The sequence below is a fragment of the Azospirillum argentinense genome, from assembly GCF_000632475.1.
In the GTDB taxonomy this organism is placed as follows: Bacteria; Pseudomonadota; Alphaproteobacteria; order Azospirillales; family Azospirillaceae; genus Azospirillum; species Azospirillum baldaniorum.
Map to the genome: position 1 here is coordinate 468,211 of NZ_CP007797.1, position 18,106 is coordinate 486,316.

Annotated in this window: 12 protein-coding genes; 7 read left to right on the forward strand and 5 right to left on the reverse strand. The window is 70.7% G+C overall.

All coding sequences use genetic code 11. The annotated features are described in order from the left end of the window. Positions 1-72: 72 nt before the first annotated feature. The 4 genes from glf to ABAZ39_RS31415 all read left to right on the forward strand — a co-directional run bounded on the left by glf (position 73) and on the right by ABAZ39_RS31415 (position 8,633). Complete coding sequence (gene glf / locus ABAZ39_RS31400; protein ID WP_040138234.1) at positions 73-2,376, forward strand: UDP-galactopyranose mutase; 2,304 nt, start codon at positions 73-75, stop codon at positions 2,374-2,376. 151 nt (positions 2,377-2,527) lie between these two features. Next, positions 2,528-3,691, forward strand: a complete 1,164-nt coding sequence (locus ABAZ39_RS31405) for a glycoside hydrolase family 113 protein (RefSeq protein WP_040138235.1) — start codon at positions 2,528-2,530, stop codon at positions 3,689-3,691. After that, the gene (locus ABAZ39_RS31410; protein WP_040138236.1) at positions 3,688-5,454 is read left to right on the forward strand and encodes an ABC transporter ATP-binding protein; all 1,767 of its coding nucleotides are present in this window, start codon (positions 3,688-3,690) and stop codon (positions 5,452-5,454) included. Before ABAZ39_RS31405 ends, ABAZ39_RS31410 begins: the two co-directional genes overlap by 4 nt. Before the next feature lie 209 nt (positions 5,455-5,663). Continuing rightward, positions 5,664-8,633 (forward strand): PAS domain-containing protein, encoded by a 2,970-nt coding sequence (locus ABAZ39_RS31415; protein ID WP_051658790.1) that lies wholly within the window; start codon positions 5,664-5,666, stop codon positions 8,631-8,633. A 68-nt stretch (positions 8,634-8,701) separates the two neighbouring features. On the opposite strand, the gene ABAZ39_RS31420 is transcribed toward ABAZ39_RS31415, so the two are convergent. Then, positions 8,702-10,012 (reverse strand): solute carrier family 23 protein, encoded by a 1,311-nt coding sequence (locus tag ABAZ39_RS31420; protein WP_040138237.1) that lies wholly within the window; start codon positions 10,010-10,012, stop codon positions 8,702-8,704. Between the two features lie 266 nt (positions 10,013-10,278). Here ABAZ39_RS31420 and ABAZ39_RS31425 point away from each other — a divergent pair, with 266 nt between their 5' ends. Beyond that, a complete protein-coding gene (locus ABAZ39_RS31425; RefSeq protein ID WP_040138238.1) occupies positions 10,279-11,295 on the forward strand; it encodes a sensor domain-containing diguanylate cyclase in 1,017 nt (338 codons plus the stop codon). Positions 11,296-11,334: 39 nt separating this feature from the next. Here the strand turns inward: ABAZ39_RS31425 and ABAZ39_RS31430 are convergent, their stop codons facing one another. After that, positions 11,335-11,814, reverse strand: coding sequence for a hypothetical protein (locus tag ABAZ39_RS31430; RefSeq protein ID WP_040138239.1), 480 nt, complete (start codon positions 11,812-11,814; stop codon positions 11,335-11,337). Positions 11,815-12,366: 552 nt separating this feature from the next. Between ABAZ39_RS31430 and ABAZ39_RS31435 the strand changes: the two genes are divergently transcribed. Together ABAZ39_RS31435 and ABAZ39_RS31440 are read left to right on the forward strand one after the other, a co-directional pair. Further along, a complete protein-coding gene (locus tag ABAZ39_RS31435) occupies positions 12,367-13,434 on the forward strand; it encodes an Ldh family oxidoreductase (protein WP_040138240.1) in 1,068 nt (355 codons plus the stop codon). 162 nt (positions 13,435-13,596) lie between these two features. Then, positions 13,597-14,937, forward strand: a complete 1,341-nt coding sequence (locus ABAZ39_RS31440; protein WP_040138241.1) for an amidase — start codon at positions 13,597-13,599, stop codon at positions 14,935-14,937. A 33-nt stretch (positions 14,938-14,970) separates the two neighbouring features. On the opposite strand, the gene ABAZ39_RS31445 is transcribed toward ABAZ39_RS31440, so the two are convergent. The 3 genes from ABAZ39_RS31445 to ABAZ39_RS31455 all read right to left on the reverse strand — a co-directional run bounded on the left by ABAZ39_RS31445 (position 14,971) and on the right by ABAZ39_RS31455 (position 18,104). Then, positions 14,971-16,554: a gamma-glutamyltransferase family protein gene (locus tag ABAZ39_RS31445; protein ID WP_040138242.1), complete on the reverse strand. Its 1,584-nt coding sequence runs from the start codon at positions 16,552-16,554 to the stop codon at positions 14,971-14,973. 31 nt (positions 16,555-16,585) lie between these two features. Next, positions 16,586-16,843 (reverse strand): hypothetical protein, encoded by a 258-nt coding sequence (locus tag ABAZ39_RS31450; protein WP_014200053.1) that lies wholly within the window; start codon positions 16,841-16,843, stop codon positions 16,586-16,588. A 136-nt stretch (positions 16,844-16,979) separates the two neighbouring features. After that, entirely contained in the window at positions 16,980-18,104 is a 1,125-nt protein-coding gene (locus ABAZ39_RS31455) for a DUF1513 domain-containing protein (protein WP_051658791.1), read from the reverse strand. Between the last annotated feature and the right edge of the window lie 2 nt (positions 18,105-18,106).

Genomic DNA, 18,106 nt, shown 5'->3' on the forward strand with positions numbered 1-18,106 from the left:
CAGCCCTCGCAAACCCTGATCTGCTTCTCGCACCTGCGCTGGAGCTTCGTTTATCAGCGTCCACAACATCTTATGTCGCGATTCGCGCGCGACCACCGCGTGCTGTTCGTCGAGGAGCCGATCCACAACGACACGCCCGAGCCCTGGCTGGACGTGCGCGAGGATGAGGGCGTCCTCGTCCTGGTGCCCCGCCTGCCCGCCGGCATGGACGGAGAGGCGGCCGTCACCGCCCAGCGCCAGCTGCTCGACCGCTATCTGGCCGAGGAGGGAGTGACCGACCCGATCCTCTGGTACTACACGCCGATGAGCCTCGGCCTGTCCGGCCATTTGCGCGGGGCGCTGGTGGTCTACGACTGCATGGACGAGCTGTCGGCCTTCCACGGCGCTCCGCCGGAGCTGGTCGAACGCGAGCGGCAGTTGATGGCGCGGGCCGACGTGGTGTTCACCGGCGGCGTCAGCCTCTACGAGGCCAAGCGCACCCTGCACCCCAACGCCCACGCCTTCCCCAGCAGCGTCGACGTCGCCCATTTCGCCGCCGCCCGCGGCATCGTCGAGGAGCCCGCCGATCAGGCGGCCATCCCGCACCCGCGGCTGGGCTTCTACGGCGTCATCGACGAGCGGCTGGACATCGCCCTGCTCGACGCCGCCGCCGCGGCCCGGCCCGACTGGCAGTTCGTCCTGGTCGGCCCAGTGGTGAAGATCGACCCGGCCGACCTGCCCCACCGTCCGAACATCCACTATCTCGGCCCGAAGAGCTACGACGACCTGCCGCACTATCTGGCGGGCTGGGACGTCGCCCTGATGCCCTTCGCGCGCAACGAATCCACCCGCTTCATCAGCCCGACCAAGACGCCGGAATATCTGGCCGCCGGGCGCCCGGTCGTCTCCACCTCGATCACCGACGTGGTGCGCGGCTATGGCGACAGCGGCGTCGTGCGCATCGCCGATGCGCCGGAGGATTTCGTCGCCGCCGTCGCGGCCGCGCTGGCCGACGCCGCCGACCCGGAACGGCTGCGCGCCACCGCCGACCATGTCCTGCGCGACATGTCCTGGGACAAGACCCAGGGCCGCATGAAAACGCTGATGGAGCAGGCCCGCCAGCGCGGACGCGCCGGTCCGCCGGCCCACCGCCCGGCTCCCGCCATTCATCCGGCCAAGCACGTCAACGGGCGCGCCGCCGGCCGCCGCTCCGGCTTCGACTATCTGATCGTCGGGGCGGGCTTCGCCGGCAGCGTGTTGGCGGAACGACTGGCGGCGGGGCTGAACAAGCGGGTGCTGCTGATCGACCGGCGTCCGCACATCGGCGGCAACGCCTACGATCACTACGACGACGCCGGCGTGCTGATCCACCGCTACGGCCCGCACATCTTCCACACCAACTCCAAGCCGGTCGCCGACTATCTGTCGCGCTTCACCAAGTGGCGCCCCTACGAGCACCGCGTCCTGGCGCGGGTGGACGAGCGGCTCGTCCCGATCCCGATCAACCGGACGACGGTCAACCAGCTGTACGGGCTGGACCTCGACGAGGCCGGCGTGGCGGAGTTTCTGAAAAGCCGGGCCGAACCGGTCGCCGACGTCCGCACGTCGGAGGACGTGGTGGTCGGCGCAGTCGGGCGGGAGCTGTATGAGAAGTTCTTCCGCGGCTACACCCGCAAGCAATGGGGCCTCGACCCGTCGGACCTCGACAAGGCGGTGACGGCGCGCGTGCCGACGCGGACCAACGACGACGACCGCTATTTCGGCGACAGCTTCCAGGCGATGCCGCTGAACGGCTACACGCGGATGTTCGAGAGCATGCTCGACCACCCGAACATCAAGGTGATGCTGAACACCGATTTCGACGACGTGCGGGACGAGATCGCCTATGACCGCATCGTCTTCACCGGCCCGATCGACGAGTATTTCGGCCACCGCTTCGGCAAGCTGCCCTACCGCTCCCTGACCTTCCGGCACGAGACGGTCGACCGGGAGTGGTTCCAGCCCGTCGCCGTGGTGAACGAGCCGTCAGAGGCGGTGCCCTACACCCGCGTCACCGAGTACAAGCACCTGACCGGGCAAAGCCACCCGAAGACCAGCATCACCTACGAGTACCCCTCCGCGCAGGGCGATCCCTACTACCCGATCCCCCGCCCGGAGAACCAGGAGCTGTTCCGCAAGTACCAGGCGCTGGCCGACGGCACTCCGGACGTGATCTTCCTGGGGCGCCTCGGCACCTACCGCTACTACAACATGGACCAGGTGGTGGCGCAGGCGCTGGCGGTCTACGCCCGCCTGGAGAAGGAGGAGCAGCAGAGCCGCGGTCTCTCCGCCGCCGCGCGGGCCTTCGGCTCGCTGGGCGCGGAGCAGGAGGTGCGGGTCGCGGGGATGGGAGATTAGGAGGAGCGCGCACACCCTTGCCCCCACCCTTTTCCCCCGTCCTGAGCGGGGAAGGGCGCTTTCTTATCCCCTCCCCTGCAAAGCGGGGGAGGGTTAGGGAGGGGGCAAGACTCCGCACACCCCAAACGCCCCAAAATCACAGAGCATCCCCATGCACACCCCCACCCTGTTCGACAGCGTCTTCCTCGGCGGCTTCGAATGCTCGACGCACCGGCGGCATGACGGGCGCCGGCTCGACCTGATCGCGGCGACCGGCCACGACCGGCTGGCCGCGCAGGACTACCAACGCATGGCCGCCCACAGCCTGCGCAGCGTGCGCGACGGCGTGCGCTGGCACCTCATCGAGACCACGCCGGGGCACTACGACTGGTCCAGCCTGCTGCCCATGGTCCGGGCGGCGCGGGAGGCCGGGGTCCAGGTGATCTGGGACCTCTGCCATTACGGCTGGCCGGATGACATCGACATCTGGCGCCCCGCCTTCGTGGAGCGCTTCGCCCGTTTCGCCGGGGCCGCCGCCGCCCTGCTGCGCGACGAGGGCGTGGAGACGCCCGCCTATTGTCCGGTCAATGAAATCTCCTACTGGGCCTGGGCCGGCGGCGACATGAAGCGCTTCAACCCGATGGCCGAGCGCCGCGGGGCCGAACTCAAGCACCAGCTCGTCCACGCCAGCATCGCGGCCATCGACGCGATCCGCGCCGCCGACCCGCGCGCCCGCATCGTCCAGGTCGATCCGGTCATCAACGTGCTGCCCCGCCCCGACCGCAAGGGTGACGCCGGGGCCGCGGAGGAGGCCCGGCTGGCCCAGTACGAGGCGTGGGACATGATCGGCGGCTACGCCTGGCCGGGGCTGGGCGGCAAGCCGGAGTATCTGGACGTGATCGGGGTCAACTACTACTCCGACAACCAATGGTTCCTGAAGGGCGGCACCATCGGACGCGACGACCCGCGCTACCGTCCCTTCGCCGACATCCTGGCCGAAGTGCACCAGCGCTACGGCCGTCCCGTCCTGGTGGCCGAGACCGGCGCCGAGGGCGATGCCCGCGCCCCCTGGCTCGACTATGTGACGGGGGAGGTGATCACGGCCTTGAAGGCCGATGTGCCGGTCGAGGGCGTCTGCCTCTACCCGATCCTCGACTATCCCGGCTGGGCCAACGACCGCCATTGCGAGACCGGCCTCTACGGCCTGTGCGACGAGGATGGCGGGCGTTGCCTGTATCAGCCGCTGGCCGCCGCCCTGGAACGCGCGCAGGCCTGCGTCGGCGCGCTGCTCGGCCAGCCGCAATCCGGCCGGCCGGAACTCCAGGCGGCTCAATGAGCGGTTCCAACACGGACACCATCCCGGACCGTCCCGGCCGCTTCCTGCTGCGCTACATCCGGCGGCGGCCCTGGTCGTTCGGCGGGCTGTTCTCGGTGATCGTGGCGGCGGCGGGTTGCGCGGTCGCCGTGCAATACGGGATGAAGCTGCTGATCGATGCCATGGCCTCCCCCGACCGGGCGGCGGCGGACGTCTGGACTCCGCTCGGGCTGTTCCTGGGCTTCATCGCGGCGGAGAACGTGCTGTGGCGGCTGGGTGGATGGCTCGGCTGCCGGACGGTGCTGGCGACCGGCGTGGACATGCGGCTGGACCTGTTCCGCCACCTGACCGGCCATTCGATGCGCTACTTCTCGGAGCATCTGGCCGGGTCGCTCGGCAACCGCATCGCCGCCACCGAAAACGCCGCCACCACCATCTTCCGCACCCTGACCTGGAGCATCGTCCCGCCGGTCACCGACTTCCTGGGGGCGGTGCTGGTGCTGCTGACCATCCACTGGGGCATGGCGGCGGCGCTGGTGATGTTCGCCGTGGTGGTCGCGGTCGCCATCGTCGGGCTGGGGCTGCGCGGGCGGACGGTGCACCACGCCTTCGCCGAGCAGTCCGCCCGCACCAACGGCGAGCTGGTCGACGTGGTGTCCAACGTCTGGACGGTGAAGGCCTTCTCCGCCCGCGGGCGGGAGCGCGAGCGCCTGCGGCAGGCCTTCACGGTCGAGGCCGGGGCGCACCGCCGCAGTTGGATGCATCTGGAGAAGACCCGCGTCGTCCATGACGTCTGCCTGTGGGTGATGGCCGGGTCGATGCTGCTGTGGGCGCTGCTGCTGTGGCGGGACGGCACGATCACCACCGGCGACGTTGTGATCGTCAGCGCGCTCACCTTCCGCATCCTGCACGGCTCCCGCGACCTCGCCTTCGCGCTGGTCACCGCCACCCAGCAGGTCAGCGCCATCGACGAGAGCCTGCGGGTGATCGCCCGCCCGCACGACGTGCTCGACCCCGTGCCGGCCGAGCCCGCCACGCCCGGCGGCGGTGCCATCGCCTTCGAGCGGGTCTCCTACCGCTATCCCGAAGGGCGCAAGGTGCTGGAGGACTTCAGCCTGACCATCCCGGCCGGGCAGAAGGTCGGACTGGTCGGGCCGTCGGGGGCCGGCAAGTCCACCATCATCAGCCTGATCCAGCGGCTGGACGACGTGCAGCGCGGCGACATTCTCATCGACGGCCAGCCGCTGACCGCGCTCGCCCAGGACGACCTGCGGGCCAAGATCGCCGTGGTGCCCCAGGACATCGCGCTGTTCCACCGCCCGATCCTGGAGAACATCCGCTACGGCCGCCCCGACGCCAGCGACGAGGAGGTGTTCGAGGCCGCCCGCCACGCCTTCTGCGACGGCTTCATCCGGCAGCTGCCGGAGGGCTACGGTACGCTGGTCGGCGAGCGCGGCGTGCGGCTGTCGGGCGGGCAGCGGCAGCGGCTGGGCATCGCCCGCGCCTTCCTGAAGAACGCGCCGATCCTGATCCTCGACGAGGCGACCTCCGCCCTCGACACCCAGTCGGAGCAGGAGATCCAGGCGGCGCTGGCCGATCTGGCCGAGGGGCGGACGGTGGTCGCGGTGGCGCACCGGCTGTCCACCGTGTCGGCCTTCGACCGCGTGCTGGTCCTGGTCGACGGCCGCATCGCCGAGGACGGCCATCCCACGGAGTTGCGGCGGCGCGGCGGACTGTTCAACTCCCTGTGGCAACTCCAGGCGCAGGGCTTCGCGGCGGAGTAGATGACGGCCTCCGCACCGTGGCGCGGAGGCCGCATCAGCCGGAACGGTTAGGGAAAACCGCCCTTCGACGAGCTATCTTTCCGGGCGTTGTGTGTTAAGACACCAGACGCAACCTCGCCTCGGCCCGAAAGCTCGATGAAAGCCACGACCGACGATAGCATCCTTGAAATTCAAACCCTTATTCCGTGCAAAATCCACGGAGCCGGCGCATGACGGACCTGCCGGTGATTGGCCGCCCGGTGATTGGGGACGACCTGGATTTCCTGTCCGGCGGGGGCGAGATGGGAGAGCGGATGCGCTCCCACGACTGGGCGTCCACGGCGCTCGGGCCGCCGGAGGGCTGGCCGCAGAGCCTGCGCACCATCGTCAGCGTCGTCCTGTCCTCCCGGCAGGCCATGTTCGTGGCCTGGGGGCCGGAGCTGTCCTTCCTCTACAACGACGGCTACGTGCCGATCTTCGGAGCCAAGCATCCGGAGGCGCTCGGCCGTCCCTTCGCCGAGGTGTGGTGGGACATCTGGCCCCAGATCAAGCCGCTGGTCGACCGCACGCTGTCCGGCGAGGCGTCCTGGTACGAGGATCTGCTGATCCCGATGGAGCGCCGGGGCTTCCGCGAGGACGCCTGGTTCACCTTCTCCTACACGCCGGTGCGGGGCGAGGATGGGCGCATCCCCGGCATGTTCTGCGCCGCCATCGAGACGACTTCGCAGGTGCTCGCCGCCCGGCGCACCGACTTCCATCTGAAGCTGGAGGCCCGGCTGCGCCAGCTCTCCAACCCGTTCGCCGTGGCCGCGGCGGCGGAGGAGGCGCTGGGCCGTCACCTGGGGGTCAGCCGCGTCGGTTACGGTGTGGTCGACGAAACCGCCCGCTTCTTCACGACGGAGCGGAACTGGACCGACGGCAGCGTCGACCATCAGGCCGGCACCCATGACCTGCTGAGCTTCGGGCCGGAGCTTCTGGACACGCTGCGCAGCGGCGGAACACTGACCATCCACGACGCCACTGCGGACCCGCGCTTCGCCGCACCCGACCGGCAGGCCGCCTTCGCTGGGCTGAACATCGCCTCTGCTATCACCACCAGCCTGGTGAAGAATGGGCGGATGGTCGCCGCCCTCTACGTCCATGACCGGAAGCCCCGGCGCTGGCACCCGGACGAGGTCCGTCTGGTGGAGGAGGTGGCGGAGCGCACATGGTCGGCGCTGGAGCGCGCCCAGGCGGAGGAGTCGCTGCACCGCGCCAACGCCCGGCTGGCCGCGGAGGGGGAGCAGATGCGCAACCTCTTCCGGCAGTCGCCCAACTTCATGTGCGTGCTGCGCGGCCCGGACCACGTGTTCGAACTGGCCAACGACTCCTACCGGCAACTGGTCGGCGACCGTCCCCTGATCGGCAAGCCGGTGCACGAGGCGATGCCGGAGGTTGCCGGGCAGGGCTTCTTCGAGCTGCTGGGCCGCGTGTACGATGGCGGGAAGCCCTTCGTCGGGCACGCCCTGCCGGTGCGCGTCGCCCGCCACCCCGGCGCGCCGGTGGAGGAACGCTTCATCACCTTCATCTACCAGCCGATCAAGGATGCCGTCGGGCGGGTGACCGGGATCTTCTGCGAAGGCAGCGACGTCACCGAGGCCAAGCGGGCCGAGGACGCGCTGCGCGACCTGAACGCCACGCTGGAGCAGCGCGTCGCCGAACGCACCGCCGACCGCGACCGCATGTGGCGCCTGTCCACCGACGTCATGCTGGTGGCGCGCTTCGACGGCACCATCAACGCCGTCAATCCGGCCTGGACCAGCCTGCTGGGCTGGACGGAAGAAGAGTTGGCGGCACGCAACTTCCTCGACTTCGTGCATCCCGACGATCTGGAGCGCACACGGGCCGAAGCGGCGCGGCTGAGCGCCGGGCACACCACGCCGCGCTTCGAGAACCGCTACCGCCACAAGGACGGGCGTTATCTCTGGCTGTCCTGGGTCGCCGTGCCGGACGACCGCTTCATCCACGCCGTGGGCCGCGACATCACCGCCCAGAAGGAGGCCGACGCCGCCCTGCGGCAGACCGAGGACCAGCTTCGCCAGGCCCAGAAGATGGAGGCGGTCGGCCAGTTGACCGGCGGCGTGGCCCACGACTTCAACAATCTGCTCCAGGCGCTGGAAGGCTGCCTGTCGATGATCGGGCGGCGCACCGGGGAGCCCCAGGTTCATGCCCTGCTCGACGCCGGGCAGCAGGCGGTGGGGCGCGGGGCCAAGCTGGTGCAGCAGCTCATGGCCTTCGCCCGGCGCGACAGCCTGCGCCCGGAATCCATTGGCGTGCGCGACCGGGTGCTCGCCATGTCGGCCCTGCTGGAACGGGCGCTGCGCGCCGACATCGCGCTGGACCTCCGTTTCGGCGACGATCTCTGGCCCGTCGAGGTCGACCCGACCCAGTTCGAGCTGGCGGTCATCAACCTCGCCGTCAACGCGCGCGACGCCATGCCGTCCGGCGGGCAGCTGACGGTGGAGGCGGTCAACAGCGTGTTTGCGCCCGGCGATCCACGGGGGGTGGAGGGCGAGTTCCTGCGCCTGTCCGTGTCGGACACCGGCTGCGGCATGCCCGCCGCGGTGGCCGCCCGCGCCTTCGAGCCGTTCTTCACGACGAAGGACCTCGGCAAGGGGACGGGGCTGGGGCTGGCCCAGGTCTACGGCCTCGCCCGGCAGGCCGGCGGGACCGCCTGGATCGACAGCGCGCCGGACCACGGCACGACGGTGCATCTGCTGCTCCGCCGCTCCGGCGTGGCTCCGGCGGTGGAGCCCGCCCTTCCCGCCGCCATCGTGCCGCCGTCGGTTGGCGCGCGGCGCCACGGCCGCGTCCTCGTGGTGGAGGACGATCCCATCGTCGCCATGACCGTCAGCACCGCGCTGGAGGACGCCGGGTTCGCCGTGCTGTCCGCCGCGAACGCCGAGGAGGCGCTGCCCCACCTGGCGGACGACGGGGTCGACGTGCTGCTGAGTGACGTGGTGATGCCCGGCGGGATGAGCGGCATCGACCTGGCCCGCGAAGCCCGCGAGCGGCGACCCAGCCTGCCGGTCATTCTGGCGACCGGCTACAGCGAGGACATCGCCCGCGCCACCGGCATCCCGGTGCTGGCGAAGCCCTACCGGATCGACGAGCTGGTCGGGCGGATCGACGCGATCCTGATGGGCCAAGCAGAGAAGTAAAAAGGTCGGGGAATAAAAAAGCGGAGCCCCCGGGGGGACTCCGCCTTGGCCGGCCACGATCCGGTTGCTCAGATGTGGTCGGAGGACAGGATGGCCTCGGCGTCGCCGCCGGTGCCACGGCCCGGCAGGACCGCGTTCAGGACGACGCCCATCAGCGCCGACAGCGCCATCGAGGAGACGACGAAGCCGCCGTCGCCGAACTTCAGCGACGCCCCGCCGATGCCGATCACCAGGATGGTCGAGGAGATCAGCAGGTTGCGCTTGTCGCCCAGATCGACCTTGCCCTCGATCAGCGTGCGGATGCCCGAGGAGGCGATGACGCCGAACAGGGCGATGGACACGCCGCCCATGACCGCCGTGGGAATGCTCGACAGGAAGGCCGACAGCTTGCCCACGAAGCCCAGGATGATGGCGAGCGTCGCCGCGCCGCCGATCACCCACACGCTGAACACGCGGGTCACCGCCAGCACGCCGATGTTCTCGCCGTAGGTCGTCGCCGGGGGACCACCCAGCGCGCCCGCCACCATGGTCGCCACGCCGTCGCCGAACACAGAGCGGTGCAGGCCCGGATCGGCGATGAAGTTGCGGCCGACGACGCGGCTCAGCACGATCTGCCCGCCGATGTGCTCGGCGATGGTGACCAGCGCCACCGGCGCCACCAGCAGGATCATCGCCAAGGCCGAGACGCCCTCCTTCATGCCGGAGAACAGCAGGTGGAAGTCGGGCATCCGCAGGAAGGGTGCCGCGGCGACCGGTCCGAAGTCGACCATGCCGAAGACCACGCCCAGGACGTAGCCGGTCAGGATGCCCAGCAGGATCGGCACCACCGTGAAGAAGCCGCGCAGCACGATGGAGTAGAGGAAGATGCTGCCCAGCGTCGCCAGCGCCAGCAGGAAGTGCGGCAGGCTGTATTCGCCGCCGCCCGCGGTGTTCTGCGCCATGCCCACAGCGACCGAGGCGAGGCCGAGGCCGATCACCACGATCACCGGCCCGACGACGATGGGCGGCAGAATGGCCAGCAGCCAGCGCACGCCGAAGGCGCGGATCAGCAGGGCGACGGCGACATAGACGGCCCCCGCCGCGCAGGCCCCGACCAGCGCGCCGCCGGTCCCGCCGATCTGGGTGGCGGCGACGATCGGGCCGATGAAGGCGAAGGAGGAGCCCAGATAGGCGGGCAGCCGCCACTTGGTGAAGACCAGATAGATCAGGGTGCCCAGACCGCTGGTGACGAGCGCCACCGATGGGTCGAGACCGGTGAGGATCGGCACCAGCACGTTGGCGCCGAACATGGCGAACAGGTGCTGGAGGCTGAGCAGGAGAAAGGTGGCCGGGGGCGGACGGTCGTGGACGTCCAGCACCCGGTCGCGCGGGGCTGTCATGAACTGCGGTTCCCGTGTCGGTGGTTGCGCGGCAAGGGTTACTCCGCGACGGCCTGCCCGGTCAAACGCCACCATGCGGAATTTTTCGGCACAAGGCGCCCACAGGACCCGGCGGCACCGTCATAGGCGTGAAATCATTCAACCGTTGCCTAAGCGATAGGCCATTCGTTAGTATGACGCTGGATAAAATTCCCGTGAATGGACATGACACTGCGTTCCTGCACGCGATGCGGGTTTGAGCGCTTGCTTTTAGAGTGATTGAACGCATGGCCGACGAACTGTTTGCACAACTTACAGACACCCTTTCGTCGGCGAAGACGGTGGAGGAGCTGACGCGCCCCCTGCTGTCGCTTCTGGAGCTGGTGACGGAGCTGGAGGCCACCTACCTCACCCGGATCGAGCTGGAACACGGCATCCAGCGCATTCTCTTCTCCTGCAACACCAAGACCCTGACCATTCCCGAAGGGCTGGCTGTTCCATGGGAGGGCACGCTGTGCAAGCGGGCGCTCGACGAGGGGAAGCTCTACACCGACGACGTGCCCAGTTGCTGGGGTGACTCCGAGGCGGCGGCGGCGCTGGGCATCCGCACCTATGTCAGCACGCCCGTCCATCTCGACGACGGCAGCCTGTTCGGCACGCTCTGCGCCGCCAGTTCGGAGCAAAAGCCGCTGACGCCCAAGGGGGAGCAGGTGCTGCGCCTGTTCGCCTCGCTGATCGCCCTCCACATCCAGCGCGAACAGCTCCTCTCCCAGTTCCGGGAATTGAACGCGGCCCTGGAGTCCTATTCCTACACCGACGCGCTGACCGGCCTGCCGAACCGGCGCGCCGTCGTCGCCGAACTGCACCGGCTATTCGCCATGGCCGAACGGGCCGGCCAGAGCGTGCTGATCGGCTTCATCGACCTGGATGGCTTCAAGGCCATCAACGACACCCACGGGCACGAGGCCGGCGACGCGTTCCTGACCGAGGTGGGGCGGCGCATCGGCGCGGGGCTGCGGGCGGGCGACACGCTGGGTCGGCTGGGCGGCGACGAGTTCATCATCGTCGGCATGGGCGCCACGCCCGGCGCCGAGGGGGATGACGCCGCCGACGCGCTGCGCGAGCGGGTGGAGCCGCTGATCCGCGGCGTCTACCGCCTGGGCGGCTGCGCCCTCGACTATCCGGGGGCGAGCGTCGGTGTGGTCAGCGCCGACCCCGGCACCACGACGCCCGACCACGCGCTGCGCGCCGCCGACGCCGCCATGTATGTTCAGAAGAAGATCCGGCGGGCCGCCCGGGCCTGAGGTCCGGGCCAGACACCGCCCGCGACGATTGTCGGCGCCTTACGGGCCGCCGGCCGCGCTCCAGGGATCGGGAGCGGTCACCTCGTAGGGCTGGGCGACGCCGCCCATCGACAGCGCATGGACCGAGTTGTTGGTAAAGCCGCAGGCCTGTTCCGGATTCACGGCTGCGTTGGGACGGACGGCGTAGGGCCGCGGGGCGTCGGGCGACACCGACGTGGCCTTGGTGCGCACAACCAGCCCGTGGCCCGTCGGAACGCTCTGCTCCACCCAGACCCACAGGACATCCGGGTTGTCGCGGAAGCGGGCCAGCAGGGTGGACAGCGCCTCCGTGCAGGCGGCGTGGTCGAGTTGGTGGGCGCCGCGGTCGATGATGGCCGAGGCCGGTCCGGACGACGAGGCGTCCGCGGGGTTCCAGGTGAACGCCATGAGGCCGGACAGCGCGATGCCAGCGATGGAGGTTCCCCAGAGAACTCCGGAATCGAAACCGGAATCACCGTGACGGCTGGAATGATCGCGCATCGTGGCCCCTCTACAAAACACTCAACCGCTGCAACCGGCGTCCGCGTGTTCCCATCTGTTTGACAGGAAGGCAGGCCCGTGACGTTGATCCAGGACAAGCACCTTACGGCCTCGTCCTGCTCGTTGTTTATTGTGCACCGCAACATCGGCCCGTCAACACCCACCGGAAGCATGGCAGGGCTGATTCCATGCGCTTTCACGCCCGCGTGGCGATGACCGCGGCAATTTGCCGCTCCTCCGTGCCGGAGCACCGTGGCGACCGGCGGATGCGCCGTCGGCCGGCAGGCTCCCAGACAACGGACTTGGCGACGACATGGTTCCCCACCGCTGCCCGATTTGCCAACAAAGTCAGTTGGTTATATTTACGCACATTCAGGATTACAAACGAAGGAAACCCTTCAATCCCGCGCCCGCGGGGTCGATCGCGGACACGCGGACGCCATTCCCTTTCACCCGTGCTGCCGCCGCGCGCTATGGTGCGCGCGGCGACCAGCGGACCGGCAAGAGTCCGGGGCACCCGCAAGAAGAACATGAGAACCGGAAGGGACGAGCATGAGTGACGAGACCCCCAGCCGCCGCGCCGCCGCGGCCTTCGCCCAGACCGCGGAAACCGGAACGCCGGTCCCCTTCGCCGATCTGGTGGCGCTGCTGGAGCGCATCTTCCTGCGCCACGGCACGTCGGAGCGGGTGGCGGCGATCCTGGCGGAGAACTGCGCGTCCTGCGAGCGCGACGGCTCCACCAGCCACGGCGTGTTCCGCATTCCCGGCTATGTCGGCTCGCTGAAAAGCGGCTGGGTGGACGGACGGGCCGAACCGACGGTGGAGGAGGCCGGTCCCGCCTTCCTGCGCGTCGACGCCGCCAACGGCTTCACCCAGCCCGCCTTCCTGGCCGCCCGCGACCGTTTCCTGGAGATGGTGCGCGACAATGGCGTCGCCGTGATGGCGATCCGCAACTCCCACCATTTCAGCGCCCTGTGGCCGGACGTCGAGCCCTTCGCGCGGGAGGGGCTGGTGGCGCTCTCCTTCGTCAACAGCTTCGCCTGCGTCGTGCCACCGGGCGGCAAGGCCGCGGTCTACGGCACCAACCCGATGGCCTTCGCCACCCCAGTGGCCGGCGGCGACCCGATGGTCTTCGACCAAGCGGCCAGCTCCATGGCCAACGGCGACGTGCGCATCGCGGCGCGCGAGGGGCACGCCATTCCCGCCGGCTCCGGCGTGGACCGCGACGGCAAGCCGACCACCGACCCCAAGGCCGTTCTCGACGGCGGCGCCCTGCTGCCCTTCGGCGGCCACAAGGGCGGCTCCATCGCCTTCATGATCGAGGTGCTGGCGGCGGCGCTGACCGGCGGCAAATACTCGCGCGAGGTCGACTGGTCGGCCCATCCCGGCGCCGAGACGCCCTGCACCGGCCAGCTCTTCATCGTCATCGACCCGGAGCGCGGCGGGACCGGAGCCTTCGCCGACCGCGTCGCCGGACTGATCGGGAACGTCAAGGAAGCGGGGCAGGACCGCATGCCGGGCGAGCGCCGCTACGCCCGCCGCGCCCGCACCCTGCGCGACGGCATCCCGCTGGCCCCCGCCCGGCTGGCCGAGCTGCGCGCCCTGGCCGGCGACGCCTGATACCGAAGGCGTTTGATGGCCTCCATCAAACGCCTTCGGTTCAAACCCGACAGCACATGGCACAGCCATGTGCGAAAGGGTCATACGGCCGGCCGATCATGGAACTCTCATGCGCCGGTCGTATGACGCCCCTTCCCTCCTTCAAACCCGGTCGGTTCCCGCATGACGACGCCCACCATCGCAACCCTGTCCCGCCAGCTCGACGACGGCGCCACCACCAGCCGCCAGCTCGTCGATTCCACCCTTGCCGCCATCGCGGCCGGGGGCGAGGAGGCGCGCAAGACCTACACCGCCCTGCACGCCGAGCAAGCCCGCGCGGCTGCGGACGCCCAGGACCTGCTGCGCCGGGCCGGGCAGCACCCCTCCCCGCTGGCCGGCCTGCCGATTTCGGTCAAGGACCTGTTCGACGAGGCCGGGCACGTCACGCGGGCCGGGTCGCGGGCGCTGGAGGGCGCCTCCCCGGCCAGCCGCGACGCCGACGCGGTGGCCCGGCTGCGCGCCGCCGGGGCGGTGGTGGTGGGGCGGACCAACATGACGGAGTTCGCCTTCTCCGGCGTCGGCATCAACCCGCATTACGGCACCCCCGGCAACCCCGCCGATCCCGCGCGCATCCCCGGCGGCTCGTCGTCAGGCGCCGGGGTGTCGGTGGCGGCGGGCCATGTCCCGCTGGCGTTGGGCACCGATACCGGCGGCTCGGTCCGCATCCCGGCGGCGCTGTGCGGCATCGTCGGCTTCAAGCCGACTCAACGCCGGGTGTCGCTGCGCGGCGCCCTGCCGCTGTCCTGGTCGCTGGATTCCATCGGGCCGCTCGCCCGCACGGTGGAGTGCTGCGCCATCGCCGACGCCGTCCTGGCCGGCGAAACGGAGTGGGTGCCGCCGGCGGTCGGGCTGGCCGGGCTGCGCTTCGCTGTGCCGCAGACGGTGGTCCTCGACGGCATGGAGGACGCGGTGGCCGCCGCCTTCGACGCCGCCTGCCGCCGCCTGTCCGAGGCCGGGGCGCGCATCGTCGAGATTCCCATGGCGGAACTGGCGGAGATCGGCCCGGCCAACGCCAAGGGCGGGCTGCCCGCGGCGGAGGCGGCCCACTGGCACCGCGCGTTGCTGGCGGAAAAAGGCGACCTCTACGACCCGCGCGTCCGCGTCCGCATCGAGCGCGGCCAGACCATGAGCGCCGTCGATTACCTCGAGGTGACGCAGCGCCGCGCCGACCTGATCGCCCGCACCGACCGGACCACGGCGGACTACGACGCGCTGCTGATGCCGACCGTGCCACTGCTGGCGCCGCGCATCGACGACTTCGCCGAGGATGAGGCGTTCACGCGGCTGAACCTGCTGCTGCTGCGCAACTGCGCCCTGTTCAACTTCCTGGACCGCTGCGCCATCAGCCTGCCGATGCAGCGCGCCGGCGAGTTGCCCAGCGGCCTGATGCTGGTGGGTGCGGCCGGGGCCGACCGCCGCCTGCTGTCCATCGCCGCCGCGGTGGAGCCGGTGGTGGGCGCCTGACGCGAGGGAGGCGGCGCACCAAGCCCGCCCCCCTCAGAATCCAAGGGCGCAGCCGTCCTTGCGGTGATCCGAGCCGGCGATCAGCAGACCGGCCGCGTGGTCGATCCAGATCGCCTGTCCGCCGCCCATCGGCTCGTCCCGGCGGACCACCGTGTGGCCGCGGTGCGCCAGCTCCGCCGCGGTGTCCTCCGCCACGGTGGGCTCGATCTCCAGAACGCCGTTGAAGGCGAAGCTGCGCGGCTGGTCGATGGCCGCCTGGACGTCCAGCCCGCGGTCGAGCACCGCCGACACGAAGGCGCCGTGCCCGGCCGCCTGGTAATGGCCGCCCATCACCCCGAAGGGGCAGACCGCGCGCCCATCCTTGCGGATCAGGCCGGGGATGATGGTGTGAAGCGGGCGGCGCCGCGGCGCCAGGGCGTTGGGGTGCCCCTCGGTCAGGCGGAAGGAGGTGCCGCGGCTGTGCAGGAGGACGCCGGTCGCCGGGTCGAGTTGGACGCTGCCGAAGCTGTGGAAGATCGAGTTGATGAAGGAAATGGCGTTGCCGTCGCGGTCGACCACGCTGAGGCAGACCGTGTCCTTGTGCTCCGCCTCCGTCCACAGCGTGGGGGCCTGGGCGCGGGCCGGGTCGATGCGGCGGCGCAGCGCCGCCGTCGCCTCCGCCGACAGCAGCGCCGCGGCGGCGTCTGGGCCGCCCTCCCCCACCAGGACGTCGCGGTGGTGGTAGGCGAGCTTGGTCGCCTCGGCGTGCAGATGGTGGCGGTCGGCGTCACCGACCGACGGCGACAGGTCGAAGCCGCCCAGCGCGTTCAGGATCATCAATGCGGCGAGGCCCTGGCCGTTGGGCGGGCACTCGAGAATCTCATAGCCGCGGTAGTCGGTGGCGATGGGCGTCACATACTCCGCCCCGCCCTGCGCCGCCGCGAAGTCGTCCAGCGTGTGCAGCCCGCCGCGGGCGCGCAGGAAGCCGACCAGCGAGTCCGCCGTGGCCCCGCTGTAGAAAGCCGCCGCCCCATGCGCCGCGATGTCCCGCAGCCGTTGGCCGAGCAGCGGCTGGGCGTGGCGTTCCCCGGCGCGCGGGGCGCGGCCGCCGGGCAGGAAGACGGCGCGGCAGCCCTCGTCCGCCGCCAGCAGGGGGACCGCCGCCGCCCAGTCCTGGGCCACCCGCGGGGAGACGCCGTAGCCCTCCTCGGCGTAGCGGATGGCGCGGAGGAAGACCCGGTCGAGCGGCAGCCGCCCGTAGTCGGCGTGCAGCCGCGTCCAGGCGGCGACGGCGCCCGGCACGGTGACCGCGTGGGCGCCGTGGCGCGGGATCTCGCCGGTGACGCCCAGCCCGGCCAGACGCTCGACGCTTGCGGCGGCGGGAGCGCGCCCGCTGCCGTTCAGGGCGACCACCGGCCCGTTCGCCGGGGCGTAGAGGGCGAAGGCATCGCCGCCGATACCGGTCATGTGCGGCTCGACCACGCATTGCACCGCGACGGCGGCGATGGCCGCGTCCACGGCGTTGCCGCCCGCCGCCAGGATGTCCAGGGCCGCCGCGCTGGCCAGCGGGTGCGAGGTGGCCACCGCGGCCTCCGTCGCCACCAGCGCCGACCGTCCGGGCCGGCAGAAGTCACGCATCACGATGGGGCCTCCGGACCGGGGGAGAGGATCAATGGGGGCTGCGGCGCAGGGGGACCACGCGGCGCCCCCGCCCCTCCGGCTCTTCCGCGCCGTGGGCGTGCACCTTCTTGAGTTGGATGACGTAACGTTCGGCGCCGTTGACCATCACGGCAATGACGGTCGGCCCGTTCGCCCAATCGCTGGGCACGAGGTGAAGTTCCTTGATGCGCGCGGTTCCGGCGGTCAGCTCAGCAAGGTCCAGAACCTCATCCCCGGCGCGAAACCCCAGATATTCATCGACGATCATGGCGTCCGGCGGCAGTGTCTTGGCGGCAGTGTTGCCAAGCCTACCAGCACCGCGGGCGGCGGGCCACCGCCCAAGCCGCCGCCCGGCGCTTTTTCATAGAGGGGCTTACGGACGGCGCGTCAGGTGGCGATGCGCGTCATATGGCAAAACGAGTCATATGATTGTCCCAGCGGAAGTCGGCCAGCCGCAGGTTGTCGCCCGGCAGGTCCGGCGCCGCGCCGACCGTCCGGAGGCTGCCCAGCCCGCTGCTTGCCAGGAAACCGTCGCCGTCCGGGGCGATGCCGCAGCCGTCGGGCAGCGCCGCCGACCCCAGCCACGCGCCGGTGGCGTCGTCCCACAGCCCGATGATGCCGCCCTTGGGCGAACTGGCCGCGACCTTGCCCTTGTCGGCGGCGACGCTGCCGATGTAGCCCTCGAAGCGGGACAGCTCGTCGTCCGGAGTCTCGAACAGGCGCACCGCGCCGCCGCCCGGACGGTGCGTGCCGGTCAGCGGCTGGAGCATGCCGACGGGCCGCTCGTCCTGCGCGCCGAAGGCGATTCCGCCATCGGCCAGGGCGGCGATGTGGCGGATGCCGAGGTTGGCGTGCTCCTCCGGCAAGCGGATCTGATCGAGCAGTTTCCCGCTCGCCACCTCGACGTAGGTGATCGAGGAGTCCATCTCGTCCAGGTTCAGCTTGGCCCGCCCGGTGTCCGGGTGGGTGATGACGCCGCCGTTGCCGACCGCCAGGACCGTGCCGTCCGCGATCATCAGAAGCTCGTGCGGCCCCAGCCCGTGGGTCGGCATCGCGCCGACGCGGCGGTAGCCGTCCATCGCGTCGTAGACGCCGATCGACCCCGTTTCGCGCGGCACGTCGTCCTCCGCCACGTAGAGCAGCCGCCCGTCGGTGGAGAAGGCGCCATGGCCGGTGAAGCGGCGGTCTTCCGGCGCGCGGATCACCGGCCCTGGACGCCCATCAGCCAGAGAGAGCGGCATGAACCAGCGCCCCGGACGGCGGGCGAAGGCGACCGCCTCGGCCCGCGTCGGGTGAACGACGATGCCGTGGGCGCGGCCCGGCGTCGGGGTGGTGAAGCGCACCCCGCCCGCCCCGTCCAGCGCCGCCACGCCATAGTCCGGCGATGCCGCCGCGGTGGCGTAGGCGTTGAGGAACAGCGTGCCCCCCGCGGTCTCCGCCCGCGCCGGCCCCAGGAGGGCGCCGAGCAGACCGCCTCCAAGCAGGCCGCCGCCAATCAGGAACAGGGTGCCCCGGCGGGTCGCGTCCATCG

What these genes read in the sequence shown, in the direction of transcription:
- ABAZ39_RS31445 (WP_040138242.1), bottom strand. Translation starts at nt 16,554, where the DNA reads ATGCGTGACTTCTGCCGGCCCGGACGGTCGGCGCTGGTGGCGACGGAG.
- ABAZ39_RS31455 (WP_051658791.1), bottom strand. Translation starts at nt 18,104, where the DNA reads ATGGACGCGACCCGCCGGGGCACCCTGTTCCTGATTGGCGGCGGCCTG.
- ABAZ39_RS31435 (WP_040138240.1), top strand. Translation starts at nt 12,367, where the DNA reads ATGAGTGACGAGACCCCCAGCCGCCGCGCCGCCGCGGCCTTCGCCCAG.
- ABAZ39_RS31430 (WP_040138239.1), bottom strand. Translation starts at nt 11,814, where the DNA reads ATGCGCGATCATTCCAGCCGTCACGGTGATTCCGGTTTCGATTCCGGA.
- ABAZ39_RS31425 (WP_040138238.1), top strand. Translation starts at nt 10,279, where the DNA reads ATGGCCGACGAACTGTTTGCACAACTTACAGACACCCTTTCGTCGGCG.
- ABAZ39_RS31415 (WP_051658790.1), top strand. Translation starts at nt 5,664, where the DNA reads ATGACGGACCTGCCGGTGATTGGCCGCCCGGTGATTGGGGACGACCTG.
- ABAZ39_RS31420 (WP_040138237.1), bottom strand. Translation starts at nt 10,012, where the DNA reads ATGACAGCCCCGCGCGACCGGGTGCTGGACGTCCACGACCGTCCGCCC.
- ABAZ39_RS31405 (WP_040138235.1), top strand. Translation starts at nt 2,528, where the DNA reads ATGCACACCCCCACCCTGTTCGACAGCGTCTTCCTCGGCGGCTTCGAA.
- glf (WP_040138234.1), top strand. Translation starts at nt 73, where the DNA reads ATGTCGCGATTCGCGCGCGACCACCGCGTGCTGTTCGTCGAGGAGCCG.
- ABAZ39_RS31450 (WP_014200053.1), bottom strand. Translation starts at nt 16,843, where the DNA reads ATGATCGTCGATGAATATCTGGGGTTTCGCGCCGGGGATGAGGTTCTG.
- ABAZ39_RS31410 (WP_040138236.1), top strand. Translation starts at nt 3,688, where the DNA reads ATGAGCGGTTCCAACACGGACACCATCCCGGACCGTCCCGGCCGCTTC.
- ABAZ39_RS31440 (WP_040138241.1), top strand. Translation starts at nt 13,597, where the DNA reads ATGACGACGCCCACCATCGCAACCCTGTCCCGCCAGCTCGACGACGGC.